The sequence below is a fragment of the Tessaracoccus terricola genome (assembly GCF_054776555.1).
The window spans coordinates 754,987-775,230 of the sequence record NZ_BAAHBS010000004.1 but is presented as its reverse complement, the minus strand read 5'-3'; the positions used below and the strand labels follow the sequence as shown (position 1 = coordinate 775,230).

Sequence of the window (20,244 nt, the reverse complement as noted above, 5' to 3'; positions counted from 1 at the left end):
CAACAGTATCGCAAACTCTGGGTACCTGCTACTCTGGGTTCCAGACACTTTTCAATGCTGAAAACACCCCGCTCCGGAGGTCAATCGATGGAAACCCGCAACGCCGTCGTCGTCGGCGGCAACCGCACACCGTTCACCAAGGCCGGCGGCAGGTATGCCACGGCCTCCGCCCAGGACCTGCTCACCGCAGCCATCGACGGCCTCGTCGCCCGCTTCGGACTGGCCGGTGCGGAACTCGGTGAGGTGGCCGCGGGCGCGGTCCTGAAGCACACCCGTGACTTCAACCTCACCCGAGAGTCCGTGCTGGGCTCGGCCCTGTCCCCGCACACCCCTGCGTGCGACCTGGCGCAGGCCTGCGGCACCGGCCTGGAGGCCGTCATCTACGTCTCGAACAAGATCCGGCTGGGCCAGGTGGACACCGGCATCGCCGGCGGCGCCGACACCGCCTCCGACGCCCCCATCGTTGTGAAGGAGAAGCTGCGCCGCGCGCTGCTGAAGGCCAACGCGGCCCGCAACCTTCCCGACCGGCTGAAGGCGTTCCTGAGCGTCCGCCCCGCGGATCTCGTGCCCGTACCGCCGGCCGTGAACGAGGCCCGCACGGGGCTGTCCATGGGTGAGTCGCAGGCCATCACCACCAAGCAGTGGGACGTCACCCGCGAGGCCCAGGACGAACTGGCCCTGGCCTCCCACCAGAACCTCGCCCGCGCCTGGGACTCCGGGTTCTTCGACGATCTCGTGACCCCCTACCTCGGGGTCTCCAAGGACACCATCCTGCGCCCGGACACCACCTTGGACAAGCTCGCCAAGCTGCGCCCGGTCTTCGGCAAGGGCGACGGCGCCACCATGACCGCCGGCAACTCCACCGCCCTGAGCGACGGCGCCGCCGTCGTCCTCGTGGCCGAGGAGGAGACCGCGCGCGCCAACGGTTGGCCCACGCTCGCGCGCATCGTCGACTCGCAGGTGGCCGCCACCGACTACGTCACCGGCAAGGAGGGCCTCCTGATGGGTGGGGCCCGCGCCATCCCGCAGCTGCTCGAACGCAACTCCCTCACCCTCGACGATTTCGACTTCATCGAGATCCACGAGGCCTTCGCCGCCACCGTGCTGGCCACCATCAAGGGCCTTGAGGCGGGCGGTGCCGGCACCGTGGACCGCTCCAAGCTGAACGTGAACGGCAGCTCGCTGGCCGCCGGACACCCCTTCGCCGCCACCGGCGGGCGCATCGTCGCCTCGCTGGCCAAGATGCTCGCCGAGAAGGGCCCCGGCTCCAAGGGGCTGATCTCCATCTGCGCCGCCGGCGGCCAGGCGGTCACCGCGATCCTGGAGGCCTGCTGACATGGCCAAGAGCATCCTCGAGTCCATCTACAACACCGGTCCGGGACGGGCGCTGGCCCGCCGTGCCGGTCTGGCCGATCCCCCGCGCCTGAAGCGCGGCCGCACCCTGCTGGGGCCCGTCGTGCTGGCGGACCTGCCCGGCGGCGGCATCGGCGCCGAGGTGCTGGCCGAACTGGGCATCACCGCCGGTGAGGCGGTGCACGACCTTCCGGACCTTCGCACCAAGGACGAGAAGGGGCGCGCCGTCCCCCCGCGCTACGCCACCCGGCCCGGTTCCCTGCTGGTGGACGCCACCGGCATCCGTGGCATCGAGCAGCTCGAACTGCTGCGGCAGGTGCTGCGCCCGGCCATGAAGTCGCTGGACCGCTCGGGCCGGATCATCATCCTCGCCACCGACGCCTCCGCGGTGGACGGCCTCGAGGCGCACGCCGTCGCCCAGGGCATCGACGGGATCAACCGCACCGTCGCCAAGGAACTGCGCGCCGGCTCCACCTCCAACCTCGTCTACCTGCGCGCAGGCACCACCGCGGCGGACCTCGCCTCGAGCGTGGACTTCCTGCTCGAGGGCCGCTCGGCCTTCGTCTCCGGGCAGGCCTGGCGGGTCGGCCCCCGCAAGGACGGCGACGCGGTGGGCGACGGCTACGAGCGCAGCCGCCCCTTCCAGGGCCGCATCGTCGTGGTGACGGGCTCCGCCCGTGGCATCGGCGCAGCCATCAGCCGCACCTTCGCACGCGACGGCGCCACCGTCGTCGCCGTGGACATCCCGATGGCCGGGGAATCCCTGGCTGCCGTGGCCAACGAGGTGGGCGGCTCCGCCCTGCAACTGGACATCACGGCCCCCGACGCGGGCCACCGGATCGCGGAGCACGTCGCCCGGGTCCACGGGGCCGACTCGAAGATCTGGGCCATCGTGCACAACGCCGGCATCACGCGCGACAAGATGCTCGCCAACATGGACGAGCGCATCTGGGCGCAGGTGCTGGAGGTGAACCTGGCCGCCGAGATCCGGATGAACGAGATCCTCCTGGACACCTCGCTGCCGGGCGGCCTGGCCGAGAACTCCCGCATCATCGGCATCGCCTCCACCTCCGGCGTGGCCGGCAACAAGGGACAGACCAACTACGCCGCGTCCAAGGCCGGCGTGATGGGGCTGGTGTGGGCCGAGTCCCACGAACTGGCGGACCGACCGATCACGGTCAACGCCGTCGCACCGGGCTTCATCGAGACCGAGATGACCGGCGCCATCCCGTTCGTCAGCCGTGAGATCTTCCGCCGCACCAACTCCCTGGGGCAGGGGGGCCAGCCCGTCGACGTCGCCGAGACCATCGCGTGGCTCGCCAACCCGGCCTCCGGCGGCGTCGACGGCCAGGTGGTCCGCGTCTGCGGCCAGAACCTCGTGGGGGCGTGATGGCTGCCGACGAACTGACCAGACTCCACGAACTGCCCGGGCTGGGTGGCCTGTTCGCCAAGGCGCTCGCCACCGGCTTCAACCGCCCCGGCCCCGAGGCCGGGCTGCCGAGCCGCAGCGTGGTGGTCGAGACGCTGGCGCAGGACCCCGAGCGCCTCGCCGCCTACAACCGTGTCACGGGGTTCGGGATGCGCAGCACGGTCCCGGCGACGTGGCTGCACGTCCAGACGTTCCCGTTGCACGCCTGGCTGATGGCCCAGTCGGACTTCCCGTTCCCGCTGGCCGGGACCGTCCACGTCAGCAACGAGATGACGCTGCACCGCCCCGTGGCCGTCGGCGACAAGCTCTGGGTGCGGGTCACCTGCAACAACCTGGCACCGCACAAGCGGGGCGTAACCTTCGACCTGGTGGGCGAGATCCGCGTCGGCTCGGACATCGTGTGGACCGGGACCAGCACCTACCTGGCGCTGGGAAAGAAGCTGGCCGGCGCGCCCAGGTCCGCGCCCCGCCTCGAGGGACCGGACTTCCCGGCCTCACAGCTGTGGCGGCTGCCCGCGGACCTGGGGCGCCAGTACGCGAAGGTCTCCGGGGACACCAACCCCATCCACCTGTCGAAGCTGACCGCGATGCCGTTCGGCTTCAAGCGGGCCATCATCCACGGCATGTGGACCCACGCGAAGGCGCTGTCCTCGCTGGGACCCCGACTGCCGGAGACCCACACCGTCAAGGTGGCCTTCACCAAGCCCATCTCCCTGCCCGGCAGGGTCCGATTCGCCGCCGACGACGAATTCCGGTTCGCCGTCGTCAACTCTGATGAGTCCAAGACGTACCTCGTGGGGCAGGTGCTGCCGGACTGAGCTGAAGGAGCCCCATCTGCGCAAGGAGGCGCGAGATGACAACTGCAACAGATTCCCGCAAGGTCGCCGAAGGAGCACGGGAGACCGAGTGGACCAGACCGAGCTTCGGACGCGAACTGTTCCTCGGGCGGCTCCGCCTGGACCTGATCGCCCCGTGGCCGACGCCCTCCCCGGAGGCCGAGGCCACCGGGGCCGAGTTCCTCGCGCGCGCGGCGAAGGTCACCGAGGGCATCGACGGCACCCGCATCGAACGGGACTCGATGGTCCCCGACGAGGTCTTCGCCGAGTTGCGCGGCCTGGGCGCCTTCGGGATGAAGGTCCCCACCGAGCACGGCGGGCTGGGGCTCAGCCACCTCCACTACTGCCGGGCCCTGACGCTGATCTCCTCCGCGCACCCCTCGCTGGGGGCGTTGCTCTCGGCCCACCAGTCCATCGGGGTGCCGCAGCCGGTGAAGATGTTCGGCACGCCCGAGCAGCAGGAGCGGTTCCTGCCACGGGTGGCCGCCGGCGAGGTCTCGGCCTTCCTGCTGACCGAGCCCGACGTCGGCTCGGACCCGGCGCGGCTGGGCACCACCGCGGACCCCGTCGAGGGCGGCCACCTGCTCAACGGCGTGAAGCTGTGGGCCACCAACGGCACCGTCGCCGGCCTCTACGTCGTGATGGCGCGCGTCCCCGCCTCCGAGGGTGAACGGGGCGGCATCACCGCCTTCGTGGTGGAGGCCGACTCCCCCGGCATCACCGTCGAGGCCCGCAACTCGTTCATGGGCCTGCACGGCATCGAGAACGCCCTGATCCGCTTCCACGACGTCTTCGTGCCCGAGGAGAACCTCCTCGTGGGGGTGGGACGCGGCCTGAAGATCGCCCTCGCCACCCTCAACACCGGCCGGCTGTCCCTGCCCGCGATGTGCGTGGGTGCGGCCAAGTGGTCCACCCGGGTGGCCAGGAGTTGGTCCGCCGAGCGCGAGCAGTGGGGCCGCCCCATCGGGGACCACGAGGCCATCGCCACGAAGGTGGCCTTCATCACCGCCAGCACGTATGCCCTGGAGTCGATGCTGGAGTTGTCCTGCCTGCTGGCCGACGACGGCCGCTTCGACATCCGCATCGAGGCCGCCCTGGCCAAGCTGTACGCCTCCGAACTGGGCTGGAAGGTGGTCGACGAGCTGGTGCAGGTGCGCGGCGGCCGCGGCTACGAGACCGCCGACTCCCTGACCGCGCGCGGTGAGCGCGGCGCGGAGGCCGAGCAGATCCTGCGCGACATGCGCATCAACCGCATCTTCGAGGGCTCCACCGAGATCATGCACCTGATGATCGCCCGGGAGGCCGTGGACCAGCACCTCGCCGTGGCCGGCGACGTCATCGACCCGGAAGCCGCCCTCGACGCCCGGGCCCGCGCCGTCGGCCGGGCGGCCGGCTTCTACGCGGGCTGGCTCCCGACGCTGGCCGCCGGCCCCGGGAACCTGCCCACCAGCTACCTTGAGTTCGGACGGCTCGCCAAGCACGTCCGCTTCATGGAGCGCGCCTCCCGCCGGCTGGCGAGGCAGGTGTTCGCGGGCATGGCCCGCTGGCAGGGGCGCCTAGAACACCGCCAGGCCTATCTCGGGCGCGCCGTGGACATCGGCGCCGAGCTCTACGCGATGGCCGCCAGCTGCGTCCGGGCGCGGGCGCAGCAGGCAACCCACCCCGACGGCGTGGAGCTGGCCGACGCGTTCTGCCGGCAGGCAAGGGTGCGCGTCGACGCCCTGTTCCGGGCGCTCTGGCGAAACTCCGACACCTCGGACCGCAAGCTGGCCAAGGGCGTGCTCGCCGGACGGTACACACGCCTGGAGGACGGCATCCGCAGCATGGACGAGGAACTGCCCTGGGTGAGCAACTGGGAGCCCGGCCCGTCGCAACAGGGCGACGTGCGCCGTCGGATCCCCTCCGACGGCTGAGCCCCCGCACTCAGTTCGCCAGCGTTCCCGGCTGAGTGACCCGCCCGCTCCGTAGGATTTCTGTTGTGTCCACCACAACCTCCACCAGCACCAGCCTCTCCGGCATCTTCGCGAAGTTCGTCGCCAAGTTCCTCGTGAAGTGGATCAAGAAGACCTTCGGCATCGGCCAGGCCGACAGGTCCCCGGCCCTGACCGCCACTCCGTCGCAGGTGACGGGGCGGCCGGAGCGGGACCGATCGCGCGAGAACTTCGGCGCGCACACCGGCTCGCAGGGGGCCCGCGCCGACGAGTCCCCCACCGCCGCAGAGGCACTGCAGGGCGACGACTACGGGGCCCACTCCGGCTCGCAGGATGCGCGCGCCTTCGAGGACCCCGGCACGGCGCAAGCCATCCGGGGTGACGACTACGGCGCCCACCGGGGCGTGCTGCAGGAACGGCCCTACCAGCACCTCAGCCCCGAGCAGCGGCGCGCGGCGATGTGGACCGGCGGCGACCTGGAACGGCAGCGCGAGGTGCTGCGGCAGGCGGACCCGCAGGTGCTGCGGGACTACGGGCTCAACGACAAGCAGGTCAGCCAGTGCCGGAATGGCCGGGTCCCGTCGGGGCACGTGATCGACCAGGTGGCAACCAACGGCATGGCGCGGGTGGACCTGTCCCAGCAGAACTGGGTGCTGTCCCCCACCTCCCCCGAGAACCAGTTGCTGGCCAACAGCTTCCACAACCAGCTCATCGACATCCGCATCGGTGAGACCCGGATCCTGAGCGTGCCGCTCGGCGGGAACAACGTCGTCCTGGTCCTCGGGGCGGCCTCGTGACCCAGTTCGCCACCGCCGTCGCCGCAGCCGCCGCCGACGACTTCCCGCAGCCGAGCGCGGCCAACACGGACCAGGTGGGCGCCATCGCCTCCGCGTTCGCGCGCCTGTTCGAGATCCCGCTGCCCGACGACTACCGCTCGTTCCTGCTCACCTGCAACGGCTTCGAGCACGACGGCCGCCTGTTCTACGGCATCGTCGATGCCTGGAGCGACAACGAGTTCCACCCCGGCCTGTTCGACTCCAACGAGCGCCTGGTGCACGGGGTGGAGTCCGTCGAGACGTCGCTGCGGTTCGTCGGCGAGTCCGGCCACGAGCTGTACGCCTACGACACCGAGGACACCTGCTGGAAGGTGGTGGACCGGCTCACCTGGACCAGCGACGACCCGGCCCGCACCTACGCCAGCTTCACCGAGTTGTTCACCTCCGTCCACCCCACCCTGACCTGAGAAAGGCCAACAGATGAACGAGTTCGAAGACATCCTGCGGAGGCTCGCGGAACAGGTGGAGCAGCCCATCGAGACCCCCGAGACGCCGAGGGTCTCCGGCGAGGGCGCGTCCGAGGACGAGATGGTGCGCGTCACCGTCACGGGCGGCGAGGTGGAGAGCGTCACCATCGACCCGCGCTCGCTGCGCAAGTCCGGCGTGGAACTGGCCGACGACGTCAAGGCGGCAGTCAACGGTGCCGTGGCCGCGCACAACCGGGCCCTCTACGAGGCCATGAGCGCCGACGCCCCGGACCCGGCGGCCATCGGCGGCGCCCTCGACGGCATCCGAGGCGAGGCCGCCCGCTCCCTCGACGAGTACCTCGACAAGATGACGGCGATGCTGGAGCAGCACGCCTCGAGGCAGGGCTGACCGCCATGACCAGCGCTGCGATCGTCTTCGACCCGAACTCGTACGAGAAGGCCAGCTCGATCATCGCCGAGGCCACCACCTTCATCCACAACGAGATCGACAACCTCGTCGCGTCAGTCTCCGACTACAAGATCCTGGGCGAGAACGACATCCTCGGCAAGATCGTCAACCAGCTCTACCGGGCCTTCATGGAGGCGTTCGCGGAGATTGTGAAGGGCCTCGTCGACGGCCTGCTCGACCAGGCCCAGACCCTCCAGATGGTGGGTCGCCTCTACAAGGACACCAGCGACGCCGCGGAGGCGCTCTCGGCGCTCGTGGGGAAGGACTACTGATGAGCATCAACCTGCCGGGCGTCCTCGTCCAGTTCATCAACATGTGCGGCTTCGAGTTCCCCGAGGGACAGGAGACCGAGATCCTGCAGTGGGCCCAGAAGTGGCAGCGTTTCTCCGATGCCGTGACCCGCCTGGTGCAGACCAGCACGGAGGCCGCCGACTACGTGAAGTCCCGCAACGAGGGACCGGCCGTGAACGCCTTCGTGAGCAACTTCGAGAGCGACAACTCCCCCAAGGACGTCTCGCAGAACCTGTCGAAGGCCGCCTCGGTGACCGGAACCTGCCTGATGGTGATCGGCGCCGCGATCCTGGTGCTGAAGATCCTCATGATCGTGGACCTGTCGGTGTTCGCCGCGAAGTTCTGGGCCGCCATCGCGGCGATCCCCGCCACATTCGGGGCGTCACTCGGCTGGATCCCGCCGGCGCAGATGATCTGCCAGAACCTGATCAAGATCGGCATCGAGATGGCCGCCAAGAAGGTGCTGGCCTGAGGCACCCGCACCCTGCGTAGAATCTTCGACATGACAGACGAGCCGCGCACCGCCTCCGCCTGGGGGCTCGCCACCATCCACAGCACCGGCGAGGTGCTTGACACCTGGTACCCCCGCCCCGAGCTGGGCGGCGGCGCACCCGACGACGCACCGTCGGCCCTCGTCGAGGCCCAGTTCGACGACGACATCCGCCAGGTGGAGACCAAGGTGGTGCGCACCGAGATCAACCTCGACGAGCCGCCCACCGGCGTGGAGGACGCCTACCTGCGGCTGCACCTGCTGAGCCACCGCCTGGTCCACCCGCACGGCCTCAACCTGGAGGGCATCTTCGGCAAGCTGCCGAACAACGCCTTCACCAGCCTCGGCCCGTGCCGACCCGACGACGTGAACCGGATCCGCGCCATCCTGCGCGCCCGCGGCGAGCAGCTGATCGTCTACGGGCTGGACAAGTTCCCCCGCATGATCGACTACGTCACCCCCACCGGGGTCCGGATCGCCGACGCTGACCGCGTCCGGCTCGGGGCGCACCTGGCCTCCGGCACCACCGTGATGCACGAGGGGTTCGTGAACTTCAATGCAGGGACGCTGGGCACCTCCATGGTTGAGGGGCGCATCTCCCAGGGCGTCGTGGTGGGCGACGGCTCCGACATCGGCGGCGGCGCCTCCATCATGGGCACCCTCTCCGGCGGCGGCCAGGAGACCATCCACATCGGGGAACGCTGCCTGCTCGGCGCGGAGGCCGGCATCGGCATCTCCCTCGGCGACGACTGCGTGGTGGAGGCCGGCCTGTACGTGACGGCCGGCACCAAGGTCACCCTCGCCGACGGCCGCGTGGTCAAGGCCCGCGAGCTCTCCGGCCAGAACGACCTCCTGTTCCTCCGCGACTCCGTCTCCGGCACCGTGCTCGCCAAGAGCCGCCACGGCGCCCCGGTCACGCTCAACGCTGACCTGCACGCCAACTGATGTCGAAGAAGGCGCTCGCCTGGACCGTCGCGGTCATCCTGGCCCTCGGCCTGGTCGGCCTCGGGGCGTGGAAGGGCTACGAGTACCTGATGAGCCGGCTCGTGCGGGAGCGTTGCTACGTGAACATCGACGGCTCCGAGGACCAACTCCAGCTGACGGCCGAGCAGTCCCGCAACGCGGCCATCATCGTCGCAGCGTCCTACAAGGCCGAACTGCCCGCACAGGCAGCGGTGATCGCGCTGGCGACGGCCTGGCAGGAGTCGGGGTTGCGCAACATCGACTATGGCGACCGGGACTCGCTGGGCCTGTTCCAGCAGCGCCCCTCCTACGGCTGGGGGACCGAGGAGGAGATCATGGACCCCTGGTACTCGTCGGGACGCTTCTACGAGGAACTGGTGAAGTTCGACAACTGGGAGAACCGCGGCATCACCGAGATGGCCCAGGCGGTGCAGCGCAGCGGCCACCCCGACGCCTACCGCAAGCACGAGGAGAACGCGATCGCCCTCGCCGGATCCCTCCGGGGCAGCCGCCCCGCCACCCTGGCCTGTGTCGACCGCACCGACAACCCCGGAGACCCGGAGGCCTTCGCCGACGTCGTCGCGCAGGTTCCCGGTGTCACCTCCACCGTCGACGGCGCCACGGTGACCCTGGCGGCGGACGATGAGTCGGCGCTGTGGGCAGCGACACAGCTCGCTTTGGCAAATACCAGACTCGCGGGGATAGAGTCGGTTGTCATGCCCGGCCACACCTGGCGCCAGGGCAACAACACCACATGGAGCGAAGGCTCGCCCGACGGCCAACCAGGAGTCGGGACTCTCACCCTGAGGCAATGATGACCACCCCGATGACCGGTGCGCAGTGGACGGCGTCCCTGCGGGACCCCGACCTGCCAGCAGTTGCGGCACTACTCACCGACGACACCCCGGGCCCGCTGGCCGCGATCGCGCAGGCGACCGGGGGCACGCTCGTCGCACACAAGCTGACCAACGTCACCTGGTGGCCCGGCAAGAGCTGCACCGTGCAGTGGACCGCCGAGATCGACGGCGGGCAACTCCAGGGCGTCGGCGACTTCGTTGCCACCACCCTCGAGGGCCCGAAGGGCTCCCTGCGCGTCGGCGACGGCACCGACGACGTGACGGTCTGGCGGATCCCGCACGACCCGTTCCTGCCCGCCCTGGCACAGGTCCTCGCCCCGGGTGCCGCCGCGAAGCTGGTGGCCGAGCTCGACGGGGAGCTCGACTCCCCCAGCACGCGCCTGCGGGCCTACCGCCCGTCGCGGCGCGCCGTCATCGAGGTGCAGGGCGAGGGCAACCGCCGCGTCTACTTCAAGCTCGTCAAGCCCAAGCGGCTGGAGTCGCTGCGCCGCCGCCACGACGAACTCTCCCAGCACCTGCCCGTCCCCGAACCGCTCGGCGTCAACCGCGAGCTCGGGCTGCTGGTCATGCCCACCATGCGCGGCCTGACCCTGCGGGAGGTCCTCGAGGACCCGAACGCTGCCCTGCCGGACCCCGAGGTGGTCGTCGGCCTGCCCGAGCAACTGCCCGAGCTGTCCAAGATGGGCGAGGTCACCTCCTCCATCACCGCTGCCGCACGCATGGCCGAGCTGCTCACCGAACTGCTGCCCGCCCAGGCGGAGCGGATCGCCGCCCTGCTGGAGCGGATCGGCACCGACGAGGTCACCGAGCGTGTGGTGGCCCACGGCGACTACCACGAGGCCCAACTCCTGGTGGAGGACGGCGCCATCGTGAGCATCCTCGACGTCGACACCGTCGGCTGGGGACGGCCCGGCGACGACGCCGCCGTGATGCTGGCGCACCTGACCCTCTGGTCCGCGATGTCCTCCCAGCCGGATCGGGTCCGCTCCTACGCCGTCGAACTGCAGCAGCTGTGGGACGACCGGTTGGACCCGGTGGACCTGCGGCGCCGCGTCGCAGCCCGCCTGATGGGGCTGGCCGTCGGCCCGTTCCGCGCCCAGGTCCCCGACTGGCCGGTGCAGGTGTCCTGGCGGCTGGACCTGGTCGAGAGCTGGCTCGACGCCGCCGAGTGGTGCACCGACTGACCCCTGTCTGGTCCGCCCGAGCCCTACCGTAGAGGGACGAATGTCCCTGGGAGGTCACCATGCTGGATCGACGCAGGCTGTTGCTGCTCACGGGGCTGGGAGCAGCCGCCGTCGCCCTGGGCGCCTGCACCGACCGGCCGGTGGTGGCCTCGGAAGAGGTGCGCAGCGAGCAGGTGCTGCTCGACCTGCCCCATGACTCCACGCCGGGCGTGGCCGATGCCGCTCGGCTGAGCGCGGACCTGGCATGGGCGGTGTTGTCGGCCGACCCGACCGCCAATCGCGTGGTGGCGCCGTCGACCATGGCCATCACCCTGGCGATGCTCGCGGAGGGCGCCGCCGGTGGCACGGCCGACGAACTCGACGACGTGTTCGGCCTGGCCGGGGACGAGCGCTCGGCCGCGTTCGGGGCGCTGCGCCAGTCCCTGGGTCCGTACGAGGCGCTCCCGTCCGAGGTGGACGTGGACGACCCGCCGGAGACTCCCGTGGTGCACCAGGCCTCCCAAGTGGTGGTCATTGACGAGGCAGAGGTCAAGGAGACCTTCCTGGACCGGCTGGCGAGCTACTACGACGCCGCGCTCCAACGAACGTCACGCGACGAGGCGAAGGCCGTGCTCGACGAGTGGGCCAGGACCAACACGGCCGGCCTCGTCGAGGAGTCGGCCATCGAGGTGACACCCCGCCTGCGGCTGGTGCTGCAGGACGCCATCCTCTTCGCCGCCGCCTGGCGCACCCCGTTCTCCTCCGACGGGGGCACGATGGAGTTCGACGGGCCGGGCGGGCCGGTGACGGTGCCCTCGCTCCACGGCGACTTCTGGGTCCCCTACGCCGAGGGCGACGGCTGGCAGGCCGCCCGCCTCCCCTACGACGAGGCGCTGGCCATGGACGTGGTCCTGCCCGCCCCCGGCAGGGACCCCGCCTCACTCACGGCGCAGCAACTGCAGGAGGCCGGGGAGGCGCTGGACGGTGCGGAGGATGCCTCGGTGTCCCTGACCATGCCGCCGACGGACCTCGAGCACATGATCGACCTGCTGGCCGCGTTCGAGGCGATGGGAATCACCTTCGAAGACGTCTCGGGGATCTTCGACGGCGCCGAGGTCACCGCCTTCGTGCAGCAGGTCCGGCTGATGGTGTCCGCGAAGGGCACCGTGGGCGCGGCCGTCACCGAGGTGGCCGTCGAGGAGAGTGCCGTGGCCGTGGACGTGTCGATGGTGGTGGACCGCCCCTTCGTGATGCGCGTGCTGGACACCCGCACCGGCTGGCCGCTGTTCCTGGCCGTGGTCGGGGACGCGGCAGCCATGGGGGCGGAGTGGTGATCGATCGTCGCCAATTGTTGGTCCTCGGTGGCCTGGCCGCAGCCGCCCTCGCGCTGCCGGCCTGTTCCGGTGGCACCGGTGGCACAGACCTGCGGGGCGAGACCACGCTGCTCGACCTGCCGTATGAGTCCACCGTCGGCGTCGACGTCGCGGCCGCCGCCACCGCGGCGCTCGGTTGGGAACTGCTGCTGACGGGGACGGAGCCGAACCGGGCCATCGCCCCCTCCAGCCTCTCGCTGACGCTGGCCCTGCTCGCCGAGGGAGCCACGGGCAACACCCTCGCAAGCCTGGACGCAGCTCTGGGCCTCGAGGGGGACGCCCGCTCCGCCGCGCTCGGCGCGCTGCGCCAGTCCCTGACGAACTACGACCAACTCCCGGACGAGGTCAGCATCGACGAGCCGCCCGCGGAGCCACTGGTCCACCAGGCCAGCCAGGTGCTGGTGATCGGCGACACCACCGTCGAGGACACCTTCCTGGACCGGATCGCGCAGTACTTCGACGCGAGTGCCACCCGCTCGGACCGGTCGGAGGCCCAGTCGGTCCTGGACGGCTGGGCCAGCGAGCACACCGCCGGACTGGTGGAGAAGTCGGCCGTGCAGGTGGACGAGAGCCTCGCGCTGGTACTGCAGGACGCCGTCCTCTTCGCCGCCGCCTGGGAAGAGGAGTTCCCGGAGGACACCACCCCGCTGGACTTCGAGGGCCCTGACGGCCGGCAGCAGGTCCTGGCGCTCTCCGGCAGGTTCACCGTCGCGTTCGCGGAGACGGACCACTGGCAGGCGGTGCGGCTCCCCTACGACGACGCCCTCGCGATGGACGTCATCCTGCCGGTGGCCGACTCCCCCACGGAGCTCACCACCGACGACCTCGAGGAGGCCCGGACGGCCCTCGACGGCGCCGCCGACCAGCCGGTGGTGCTCACCATGCCCCCGGCCGACCTGACCACCAGGTGGTCGTTGCTCGAACCCTTCACGGAGCTGTTCGGGCCCCTGGACTCCACTCTGGACGGCATCTTCGACGGCGCCGTCGCCAGCGAGGTCTCACAACAGGTGCGGCTGATGGTCGACGCCAAGGGCACGGTGGGAGCCGCCGTGACCGAGGTGGCGGTACCGGGCTCCGCCCCCGGTCACCCGGACGAACCCGTCTCGATGGTGGTGGACCGGCCCTTCGTGATGCGGGTCCTGGACACCCGCACCGGCTGGCCGTTGTTCCTCGCGATCGTGGGCGACGCGGCAGCGGCCGCAGCCGCCTAGTCCGTCAGCCTGGCCGCGGCGGCGGCGATGCGCTCGTCGGTGGCGGTCAGCGCGATCCGGACGTGGCGGCCGGAGCGGCTGCCGTAGAAGTCACCGGGTGCGGCCAGGATGCCGCGCTCGGCCAGCCAGTCGATGGTGGCCCTGCAGTCCTCGCCGCGGGTGGCCCAGAGGTAGAGGGCGCCCTCGGAGTGGTCGATCGTGAACCCGGCGCCCTCCAGCGCCGCGCGGAGCGTGCGGCGCCGGGCCAGGTAGCGTTCGCGCTGTTCGTCCACGTGGGTCTGGTCCGCCAGCATGGCCTGCATGGCTGCCTGGACCGGGTCCGAGAGCATCATGCCCAGGTGCTTGCGAACGGCGATCAGTTCCGCCACGACGGCGCGGTCACCGGCGACGAAGCCGGCGCGGTAGCCGGCTGCGTTGGAGCGCTTGGAGACGGAGTGGACGGCCAGCAGGCCCGAGAGGTCGCCGTCGTTGACGCGCGGGTCCAGCACGGAGATCACCTCGGCGTCCCAGCCGAACTCGGCATAGCACTCGTCGCTGGCCAGCACCGCGCCGACGCGGCGGGCAGCCGCCACCCACGCCCGTAGTTCCTCGAGGCCGAGGATGCGGCCGGTTGGGTTGGCCGGTGAGTTGATCCAGATGATGCCGGTGTCGGCCGGGACGGCGGCCGGGTCGTCGAGCGCGACGGGGCGGGCACCGGAGACCAGCGCGCCCACCTCGTAGGTGGGGTAGGCGCACTCGGGGTGCACGACGGCGCGCCCCTGTCCGACGCCCAGCAGCTGCGGCAGCCAGCCGACGAGCTCCTTGGTACCGAGGACCGGCACCACGTTCTCGTCGGTCAGTTCCACCGAGGCGAGTTCCCGCTCGAGGTAGGAGATGATCGCGTCACGCGTCCTAATGCTGCCCCACACCGTGGGGTAGCCCGGAGCCTGGCCCGCCGCAGCCAGCGCCTCGGTGGCGACGGCGGGCGTCGGGTCCACGGGGGTGCCGACCGAGAGGTCCACCAAACCCCCCGGGTGCTCGGCCGCCCGCTGCTTGGCTGCTCGCAGCGAGTCCCAGGGGAAGTCGGGCAGGCTGCGTGCCAGCGACATCACTCAGCCTGGGGCGGCAGTGCTTCGACCTTCGGGTGGTCGCCGTCGATGACGCCCATCTTGGCCGCACCACCGGGCGAGCCGATCTCGTCGAAGAACTGGACGTTGATGTCGTAGAACTCTGCCTGCTCGGACGGGACGTCGTCCTCGTAGTAGATGGCCTCGACGGGGCACACCGGCTCGCAGGCGCCGCAGTCGACGCACTCCTCGGGCTGGATGTAGAGCATTCGGTTGCCCTCGTAGATGCAGTCCACGGGACATTCCTCAACGCACGCGCGGTCCTTCACGTCGACGCACGGCAGACCGATGATGTAGGTCATGAGGAACTCCTTCGTGTTGCAGGTTGGGCAGGGCCCAGCCTAGCGCTTATCAGCCGCACACGATTCGGTCGCCCGCGGAGTACTTCCAGCGGTAGTCCTCCTTCTTGGCGACCTCACCGCCCTTGTAGAACAGTCGGCTCCACGTGACGGTGAAACCCTGGATGGGTGCCTGCGGTTCGCAGTCAGCAGAAGTGACCGTCCGTGTGGCGCCGTTGTAGTAGTCGGAGCGCACCAGTTCCGTGGAGGTCACCTTGTCCCACTCCTTGGTGCCCCAGATCTTGAAGGTGATGGATCCGCGCGAACCCGAGGAGGACGGGTTGATGTAGCCCTGCACGTAGATGGGGTTCTGGGTGTCGTTGCGGAACCTCATGTCGATGGAGCCGTAGTAGATGGTGGCCTCGCGCCCCGCCGGGTAGCGGGAGAAGTACAGCGAGTGGGGTTTGTGCTCCACGTCCTCCAGGCCTGCGAAGAAGCCGGCGTTGTACAGCGTCGTCGCGGCCTGGGAGATGCCGCCGCCGGACTCGCGCACGAGGACGCCGCCGTTGATGACGTAGCCGTCGGTGTAGCCGTTCTCCGCGGTGCGGGGCCCCAGGGTGTCGTTGAGGCTGAACACCTCGCCCGGCAGCAGGACGGTGCCGTTCACGGTGGACGCGGCCCGGCCGAGGTTGGTGTTGCGGTAGGCGGCGTGCGGGTAGTTGGTGGTGAACTCCCCGATCACCTCCTTGGGCTTGGCGGCCTCGGCCTCCTCGGTGGTGAACTCCGCGGGCATCCCGACCACGTCCACGCCGGCGGTGCGCGCCTCCCCCTCCTTGACCAGGGCTTCGTCGAGTGCCGTGACCACGGCCTCGGCGTCGACGGTGCCACCGTCGACGGCGGGAATGACGGTCATGGTTCCGCCGGAGAGTTCGTAGGAGGCGTTCCTGGGCTCCTTGAGGTCGAGTCCCTCGGCGCGGGCGTCGGCGGTCAGTTCCATCAGGAGCTCGCCGTCGATGCTGTGGCTGAACACCCCGGCCTCGTCGAAGGCGAGGGTGGTGACCTCGGCGATCTGCTCGGGGGTCACCTGGAAGCTGCCGTCGCCGGCGGTGATGGTCACGGGACCGGAGATCGCGGGGGCGGCGAAGGACTCGACGGCCTCGTCCACCTTCTCGGTGGTGACCGGCGGTTCCTCCTCGGACAGGGTGGCCTCGATGGCGAGTTCGCGGGTGTCGAAGGCCTCGATGACCGCCTCGGTGGTGGCGGCGGTGTCCAAGGTGGTGGCGTTGGCGGAGTCGGTGCGGGCGATGGCGCCGTCGACGTAGGCGAGCGTGGCGTTCTTCGCCTCGGTCACGAACTTGTCGGACTGGCCCTCGACGGCTCGCTTGACGGCTGCCTGGTCCACCAGCTTGGGCAGTTCGACGGGGCCGCCGCCGCTGAACACGTTGATGATGTCGACGGGGTTCCAGCTGAAGCCGCCACCGGCGTCGGTGATGGCCTGTTCGTAGTCGAGCTGGAAGCCGTTCTCGAGCGGGGCGATCTCGATGGCGGAGCCGTCCAGTGCCGTCATGGTGATCGGCTGGGAGTACTCGGGGTCCAGCTCGGCCCGCAGCTTCTCCTCGGCCTGCGCCGGCGAGAGTCCGCCGATGGCGACGCCCTCCACCTCCGCCTTCGCCGGGATCTGGTTCCCGGCCACGAAGTAGGCTCCGACGTAGACTCCTCCGAGGACGACGAGAAGGCCGATGATCCCACCGAGGATCCACTTCTTCTTGCCGCTGCCGCCGGACTTGCTGCTCTCGCTCAACTTGCTCCCCTTCGAAGGCGACCCGCCGTCGCACTTGGACAATCGTACGTGGGTGCCGATCAGCCACCAAAGCCCGGTTCGGCACCACGGGTTGGGCGGGGCTAGGATCGACGGTTGGGTCCAGCACGATTTCCAGGAGGAGAAGTGGGTCTCAGGGACCGGATCAGGGCCACCGGGCTGCCGCGCACCACGTGGGTGCTGTCAGCCGCAGGGTTCCTGGTGGCGATCGGCTTCGGCGTTGTCATCCCGGTGCTCACCCCGTTCGCCCGGACCTTCAACGCCACCGCCTTCCAGCTCGGTCTGGTGGTCAGCATGTTCGCGGCGATGCGGGCGGTGATGAGCCCGTTCGCGGCCCGCATCGGGCGCGGCATCGGCGAGCGCAACGCCATCACGATCGGCATGTTGGTCGTGGCCGCCTCGACGGTGGCGACGGCCCTGTCCCCCAACCTGGCGGCGATGATCGTGCTGCGCAGCCTCGGCGGCATCGGTTCGGCGATGTTCACCATCTCCGCCATCAACATGCTGCTGGCGTCTGCCCCGGAGGACCTGCGCGGGCGGGCGTCAGGCCTCTACCAGGGCGGCTTCCTGCTGGGGTCCATGGGTGGGCCGGCGCTCGGCGGGCTGCTCGGCGCCATCTCCTACCAGGCACCGTTCTACTTCTATGCCGTGATGCTGGTCATCACCGCCGTCTTCGTCGCGTTCATGCTCCCGGCCCGGGCGCCGGTGATGCACTCGCACTCGAAGGAGCCCCGACGGTTCTCCGAGGTGCTGCGCGACGTGCGCTATCAGGCCGCCTGCGTCGCGGCGCTCGGCCAGGGCTGGCAGTCCTTCGGCGTCCGCAACGCCCTCATCCCCATCCTGGTCACCGAGATGCTGCTGCTCGACACCGGCTGGACCGGCATCGCGTTCGCCGTCGCCGCCGCCGCGCAGACCGCGATGCTGGGACCGGCCGGCACCTGGACGGACCGGATCGGCCGCAAGCCCATCCTGATCGCCGCCGGCCTGATCTGCGGCCTGTCCACCATCGCCATGCCGTTCGCCCCGAACATCTGGCTGCTGATCCTGGTGCTGTGCGTCTACGGCGTCGGCGCCGCCTTCCAGGGCACCGCACCCACCGCCGCCGTGGCGGACGCCACCGACGGCCGTGGCGGCGTGCCCGTCGCCGTCTTCTCGATGATCACCGACATCGGCGCCATCGCCGGCCCCCTGATCGCCGGCGCCATCATCGACGCCTCCAACTTCGGGACGGGCTTCGCCGTGGGCGGACTCATCCTGCTCGCCGGCGCCGCCTACGCGCTGCTGATCCCCAGGACCCTGGACCTGTCCTTCCGCAAGGAGCGTGCCTGAGGCAGCGGCGGACCGCTCCACCCGCCGCCGGATGGCAACGTTCACTGCGGCACGGATGCCACTCGTGACGGCATCCGTGCCGCAGTGAGCGTGAACAGGATTCGCCCCCGTCCGATGGAGTCAATCGGGGCGCTCAGAGCGCGCCCGTGACCACAGCTCGCGAGAAATCGATTGCCCTGCACGGGAGAGCTGCGGGCTCGGCGTGTCACGAGCGCTCGTCACACCTCGGCGGGTACACCTCAGCGGATGTCGATCCGGAACGGCAGGCTGAGTGCCCCGGGGATGGTCAGGCCGAGCCAGGCGGCCGCCCGCACGAGCAGGTCCTCCGCCGTCGTGGCGCGCGCCGCACCTGCTGCGGAGCGGCCCTCGCTGGAGTTGGCCGGCAGCAGCCGCTCGATCATGCCGAGGTGGCCGATGCGTTCCACGGGCGTGTGCTCGGGGTCCAGCTCAGCCAGGGCGCAGGCCCGCTCCCAGGCCGTCCGCCAGCCACCGAGGTGGTCGACGAGGCCGCGCTCGTGGGCGTCGGCACCGGTCCAGACCCGGCCCCGGGCCAGCTTCTCGAGGTCGTCGTAGTCCATGCCGCGGTCCTGCGCGGCGAACGTGGTGAAGTCGGAGTAGATCCGGTCCAGGGACTCGTCGAGCTTCGCCCAGTCCTCCTCGGTGAACTCGCTGGACGAGGAGAGCATCCCGGCCCGGGCGCCGATGCGGATGGACTCCCGCTTCAGGCCGAGCTTGTCGTACAGGCCCGCGGTGACCATCTTGCCGGCGAGGACGCCGATGGAGCCGGTCAGCGTGGTGGGCTGGGCGACGATCTCGGTGCAGCCCATCGCGGCGTAGTAGCCACCCGAGGCGGCCACCGAACCCATCCGCGCGATGACGGGGCGCCCGCTCTCCCTGACCCGCAGCACTGCGCGGCGGATGAAGTCCGACGCGACGGCCGAGCCGCCGGGGCTGTCGATCTCGAACACGACGGCCTTGATGGCGTCGTCGCGCAGGACCGCGCGCAGGTGCTCGTCGACGACGTCGGAGCCGGCGTTCTCACCGCCCATGGCACCGGGCCCTCCCCTGCCCACGACGATTCCGCCGCGCAGGGTGACCACGCCCACCTTGGCGTCGTGCCTGCGGCGAGCCAAGGTCAGCGACGGCTTCGGGCTCCAGCGGGACACGAACCGCAGGTGCTCAGGCTCGGCGCTCCACGCGTCGAGGCAGGCGGTGTAGGCCTGGTCGCGGTAGCCGAGGTGGTCCACCAGGTCGGCCTCGAGGGCCTCCTCCGCGGTGAGCGGGGACTCGTTGACGGCCTCCCACACCGCGGCGACGTCGAGGTTGCGGCGGCGGGCGATGGTGGCGACGGCGTCGTCGACGATGGACTGCCCGATGCGGGTCATCATCTCGCGGTTGGCCTCGGAGACCTCGTCGGCGGAGAACTGGTCGGCGGCGGACTTGTACTCGTGGCGCTGCCCGAACTGGGGCTCGACGCCCACCTTGTTCAGGAGCCCCTTGAGCAGGACGATGCTGAGCTCGGCGCCACCGATGCCGACGGCTCCGGTGGGCTGCAGCCAGATCTCGTGGCAGGCGGTGGCCAGCTTGTAGGCGGCCAGGCTGTTGTCGAGTTCACCGAAGGACTCGGCCCAGGCGACGGTGGGCTTGGACTCGCCGAAGGTCTCGACCAGCTGGCCCACCTCGTCGAGGATGCTGATCTGCTGGCCGGGGTTCATGGCGTGCACGATCAGCCCCGCCACACGAGCGTCCTTCGCGGCGGCGTGGAGGTGTTCCCGGACCGCCGTCATCGTCGTGGCGTTGAGGGACTGCAGGGCCTTGAACGGGTTGGTGGGCCGGACCTCGATCAGCCCGCGGGCCAGGTCCAGTTCCAGCACCACCGGCTTGGAATCGAGTGCGGGCAGCTTGTCGAGGAGGTCCTTCAGGCGCATGTGCCAAGGGTACTGGCGGCCTCCAACCCTGCCGGTGGAACAGCGGGACGCTACCGCTGTCCGCAGACGCTACCCGGATCGTAGGTGCTACCCGTGTGGCGGTAGCGCGAGCAGTTGCGGGTAGCGCCTGCACATGGCGGTAGCGTCTGATCGGCGCCTTCGAGGCTCACTGCCG

19 protein-coding genes are annotated in these 20,244 nt (G+C 70.3%); 15 read left to right on the top strand and 4 right to left on the bottom strand.

Annotation, left to right across the window (positions count from 1 at the left end):
• The first annotated feature begins 87 nt into the window (after window positions 1-87).
• The 14 genes from ACYU7G_RS09340 to ACYU7G_RS09275 all read left to right on the top strand — a co-directional run bounded on the left by ACYU7G_RS09340 (window position 88) and on the right by ACYU7G_RS09275 (window position 13,609).
• Window positions 88-1,335: an acetyl-CoA C-acetyltransferase gene (locus ACYU7G_RS09340; protein WP_461107054.1), complete on the top strand. Its 1,248-nt coding sequence runs from the start codon at window positions 88-90 to the stop codon at window positions 1,333-1,335.
• A gap of 1 nt (window position 1,336) precedes the next feature.
• Window positions 1,337-2,743, top strand: coding sequence for a 3-oxoacyl-ACP reductase (locus ACYU7G_RS09335; protein WP_461107052.1), 1,407 nt, complete (start codon window positions 1,337-1,339; stop codon window positions 2,741-2,743).
• Window positions 2,743-3,600, top strand: a complete 858-nt coding sequence (locus ACYU7G_RS09330; RefSeq protein WP_461107050.1) for a MaoC family dehydratase — start codon at window positions 2,743-2,745, stop codon at window positions 3,598-3,600. Before ACYU7G_RS09335 ends, ACYU7G_RS09330 begins: the two co-directional genes overlap by 1 nt.
• 35 nt (window positions 3,601-3,635) lie before the next feature.
• Window positions 3,636-5,531 carry an acyl-CoA dehydrogenase family protein gene (locus ACYU7G_RS09325; RefSeq protein WP_461107048.1) on the top strand — a complete coding sequence of 632 codons (1,896 nt, stop codon included), beginning with the start codon at window positions 3,636-3,638 and terminating at the stop codon, window positions 5,529-5,531.
• A gap of 65 nt (window positions 5,532-5,596) precedes the next feature.
• Window positions 5,597-6,346: a hypothetical protein gene (locus ACYU7G_RS09320; protein WP_461107046.1), complete on the top strand. Its 750-nt coding sequence runs from the start codon at window positions 5,597-5,599 to the stop codon at window positions 6,344-6,346.
• On the top strand, window positions 6,343-6,792 hold the full coding sequence (locus ACYU7G_RS09315; RefSeq protein WP_461107044.1) for a YrhA family protein: 450 nt from the start codon (window positions 6,343-6,345) through the stop codon (window positions 6,790-6,792). Before ACYU7G_RS09320 ends, ACYU7G_RS09315 begins: the two co-directional genes overlap by 4 nt.
• Window positions 6,793-6,805: 13 nt before the next feature.
• Window positions 6,806-7,201, top strand: coding sequence for a YbaB/EbfC family nucleoid-associated protein (locus ACYU7G_RS09310; protein WP_461107042.1), 396 nt, complete (start codon window positions 6,806-6,808; stop codon window positions 7,199-7,201).
• Between the two features lie 5 nt (window positions 7,202-7,206).
• Window positions 7,207-7,533: a hypothetical protein gene (locus ACYU7G_RS09305; protein ID WP_461107040.1), complete on the top strand. Its 327-nt coding sequence runs from the start codon at window positions 7,207-7,209 to the stop codon at window positions 7,531-7,533.
• Complete coding sequence (locus ACYU7G_RS09300) at window positions 7,533-8,024, top strand: WXG100-like domain-containing protein (protein WP_461107038.1); 492 nt, start codon at window positions 7,533-7,535, stop codon at window positions 8,022-8,024. The genes ACYU7G_RS09305 and ACYU7G_RS09300 overlap by 1 nt, the downstream gene beginning before the upstream one ends.
• A gap of 30 nt (window positions 8,025-8,054) precedes the next feature.
• The gene (gene dapD, locus ACYU7G_RS09295; RefSeq protein WP_461107036.1) at window positions 8,055-8,987 is read left to right on the top strand and encodes a 2,3,4,5-tetrahydropyridine-2,6-dicarboxylate N-succinyltransferase; all 933 of its coding nucleotides are present in this window, start codon (window positions 8,055-8,057) and stop codon (window positions 8,985-8,987) included.
• Window positions 8,987-9,820, top strand: a complete 834-nt coding sequence (locus tag ACYU7G_RS09290) for a hypothetical protein (RefSeq protein ID WP_461107034.1) — start codon at window positions 8,987-8,989, stop codon at window positions 9,818-9,820. Before dapD ends, ACYU7G_RS09290 begins: the two co-directional genes overlap by 1 nt.
• Window positions 9,817-11,046 carry a phosphotransferase gene (locus tag ACYU7G_RS09285; RefSeq protein ID WP_461107032.1) on the top strand — a complete coding sequence of 410 codons (1,230 nt, stop codon included), beginning with the start codon at window positions 9,817-9,819 and terminating at the stop codon, window positions 11,044-11,046. The genes ACYU7G_RS09290 and ACYU7G_RS09285 overlap by 4 nt, the downstream gene beginning before the upstream one ends.
• Before the next feature lie 59 nt (window positions 11,047-11,105).
• Entirely contained in the window at window positions 11,106-12,359 is a 1,254-nt protein-coding gene (locus tag ACYU7G_RS09280; RefSeq protein ID WP_461107030.1) for a serpin family protein, read from the top strand.
• Entirely contained in the window at window positions 12,356-13,609 is a 1,254-nt protein-coding gene (locus ACYU7G_RS09275; RefSeq protein WP_461107028.1) for a serpin family protein, read from the top strand. The genes ACYU7G_RS09280 and ACYU7G_RS09275 overlap by 4 nt, the downstream gene beginning before the upstream one ends.
• Here ACYU7G_RS09275 and dapC read toward each other — a convergent pair.
• The 3 genes from dapC to ACYU7G_RS09260 are packed head-to-tail and all read right to left on the bottom strand — an operon-like array spanning window position 13,606 to window position 16,794.
• Complete coding sequence (gene dapC / locus ACYU7G_RS09270; RefSeq protein WP_461107026.1) at window positions 13,606-14,697, bottom strand: succinyldiaminopimelate transaminase; 1,092 nt, start codon at window positions 14,695-14,697, stop codon at window positions 13,606-13,608. The genes ACYU7G_RS09275 and dapC overlap by 4 nt on opposite strands.
• Window positions 14,697-15,017 carry a ferredoxin gene (fdxA, locus tag ACYU7G_RS09265; protein WP_461107024.1) on the bottom strand — a complete coding sequence of 107 codons (321 nt, stop codon included), beginning with the start codon at window positions 15,015-15,017 and terminating at the stop codon, window positions 14,697-14,699. Before fdxA ends, dapC begins: the two co-directional genes overlap by 1 nt.
• Window positions 15,018-15,066: 49 nt before the next feature.
• Window positions 15,067-16,794 carry a VanW family protein gene (locus tag ACYU7G_RS09260; protein ID WP_461107022.1) on the bottom strand — a complete coding sequence of 576 codons (1,728 nt, stop codon included), beginning with the start codon at window positions 16,792-16,794 and terminating at the stop codon, window positions 15,067-15,069.
• A 144-nt stretch (window positions 16,795-16,938) separates the two neighbouring features.
• On the opposite strand from ACYU7G_RS09260, the gene ACYU7G_RS09255 reads away from it, so the two are divergent.
• Window positions 16,939-18,141 (top strand): MFS transporter, encoded by a 1,203-nt coding sequence (locus ACYU7G_RS09255; protein ID WP_461107021.1) that lies wholly within the window; start codon window positions 16,939-16,941, stop codon window positions 18,139-18,141.
• Window positions 18,142-18,380: 239 nt separating this feature from the next.
• Here ACYU7G_RS09255 and sppA read toward each other — a convergent pair whose 3' ends face one another.
• On the bottom strand, window positions 18,381-20,069 hold the full coding sequence (sppA, locus tag ACYU7G_RS09250; RefSeq protein ID WP_461107019.1) for a signal peptide peptidase SppA: 1,689 nt from the start codon (window positions 20,067-20,069) through the stop codon (window positions 18,381-18,383).
• Window positions 20,070-20,244: the final 175 nt, after the last annotated feature.

What these genes read in the sequence shown, in the direction of transcription:
- ACYU7G_RS09280 (WP_461107030.1), top strand. Translation starts at nt 11,106, where the DNA reads ATGCTGGATCGACGCAGGCTGTTGCTGCTCACGGGGCTGGGAGCAGCC.
- ACYU7G_RS09335 (WP_461107052.1), top strand. Translation starts at nt 1,337, where the DNA reads ATGGCCAAGAGCATCCTCGAGTCCATCTACAACACCGGTCCGGGACGG.
- dapD (WP_461107036.1), top strand. Translation starts at nt 8,055, where the DNA reads ATGACAGACGAGCCGCGCACCGCCTCCGCCTGGGGGCTCGCCACCATC.
- sppA (WP_461107019.1), bottom strand. Translation starts at nt 20,069, where the DNA reads ATGCGCCTGAAGGACCTCCTCGACAAGCTGCCCGCACTCGATTCCAAG.
- ACYU7G_RS09340 (WP_461107054.1), top strand. Translation starts at nt 88, where the DNA reads ATGGAAACCCGCAACGCCGTCGTCGTCGGCGGCAACCGCACACCGTTC.
- ACYU7G_RS09330 (WP_461107050.1), top strand. Translation starts at nt 2,743, where the DNA reads ATGGCTGCCGACGAACTGACCAGACTCCACGAACTGCCCGGGCTGGGT.
- ACYU7G_RS09285 (WP_461107032.1), top strand. Translation starts at nt 9,817, where the DNA reads ATGATGACCACCCCGATGACCGGTGCGCAGTGGACGGCGTCCCTGCGG.
- fdxA (WP_461107024.1), bottom strand. Translation starts at nt 15,017, where the DNA reads ATGACCTACATCATCGGTCTGCCGTGCGTCGACGTGAAGGACCGCGCG.
- ACYU7G_RS09305 (WP_461107040.1), top strand. Translation starts at nt 7,207, where the DNA reads ATGACCAGCGCTGCGATCGTCTTCGACCCGAACTCGTACGAGAAGGCC.
- ACYU7G_RS09290 (WP_461107034.1), top strand. Translation starts at nt 8,987, where the DNA reads ATGTCGAAGAAGGCGCTCGCCTGGACCGTCGCGGTCATCCTGGCCCTC.
- ACYU7G_RS09325 (WP_461107048.1), top strand. Translation starts at nt 3,636, where the DNA reads ATGACAACTGCAACAGATTCCCGCAAGGTCGCCGAAGGAGCACGGGAG.
- ACYU7G_RS09310 (WP_461107042.1), top strand. Translation starts at nt 6,806, where the DNA reads ATGAACGAGTTCGAAGACATCCTGCGGAGGCTCGCGGAACAGGTGGAG.
- ACYU7G_RS09300 (WP_461107038.1), top strand. Translation starts at nt 7,533, where the DNA reads ATGAGCATCAACCTGCCGGGCGTCCTCGTCCAGTTCATCAACATGTGC.
- dapC (WP_461107026.1), bottom strand. Translation starts at nt 14,697, where the DNA reads ATGTCGCTGGCACGCAGCCTGCCCGACTTCCCCTGGGACTCGCTGCGA.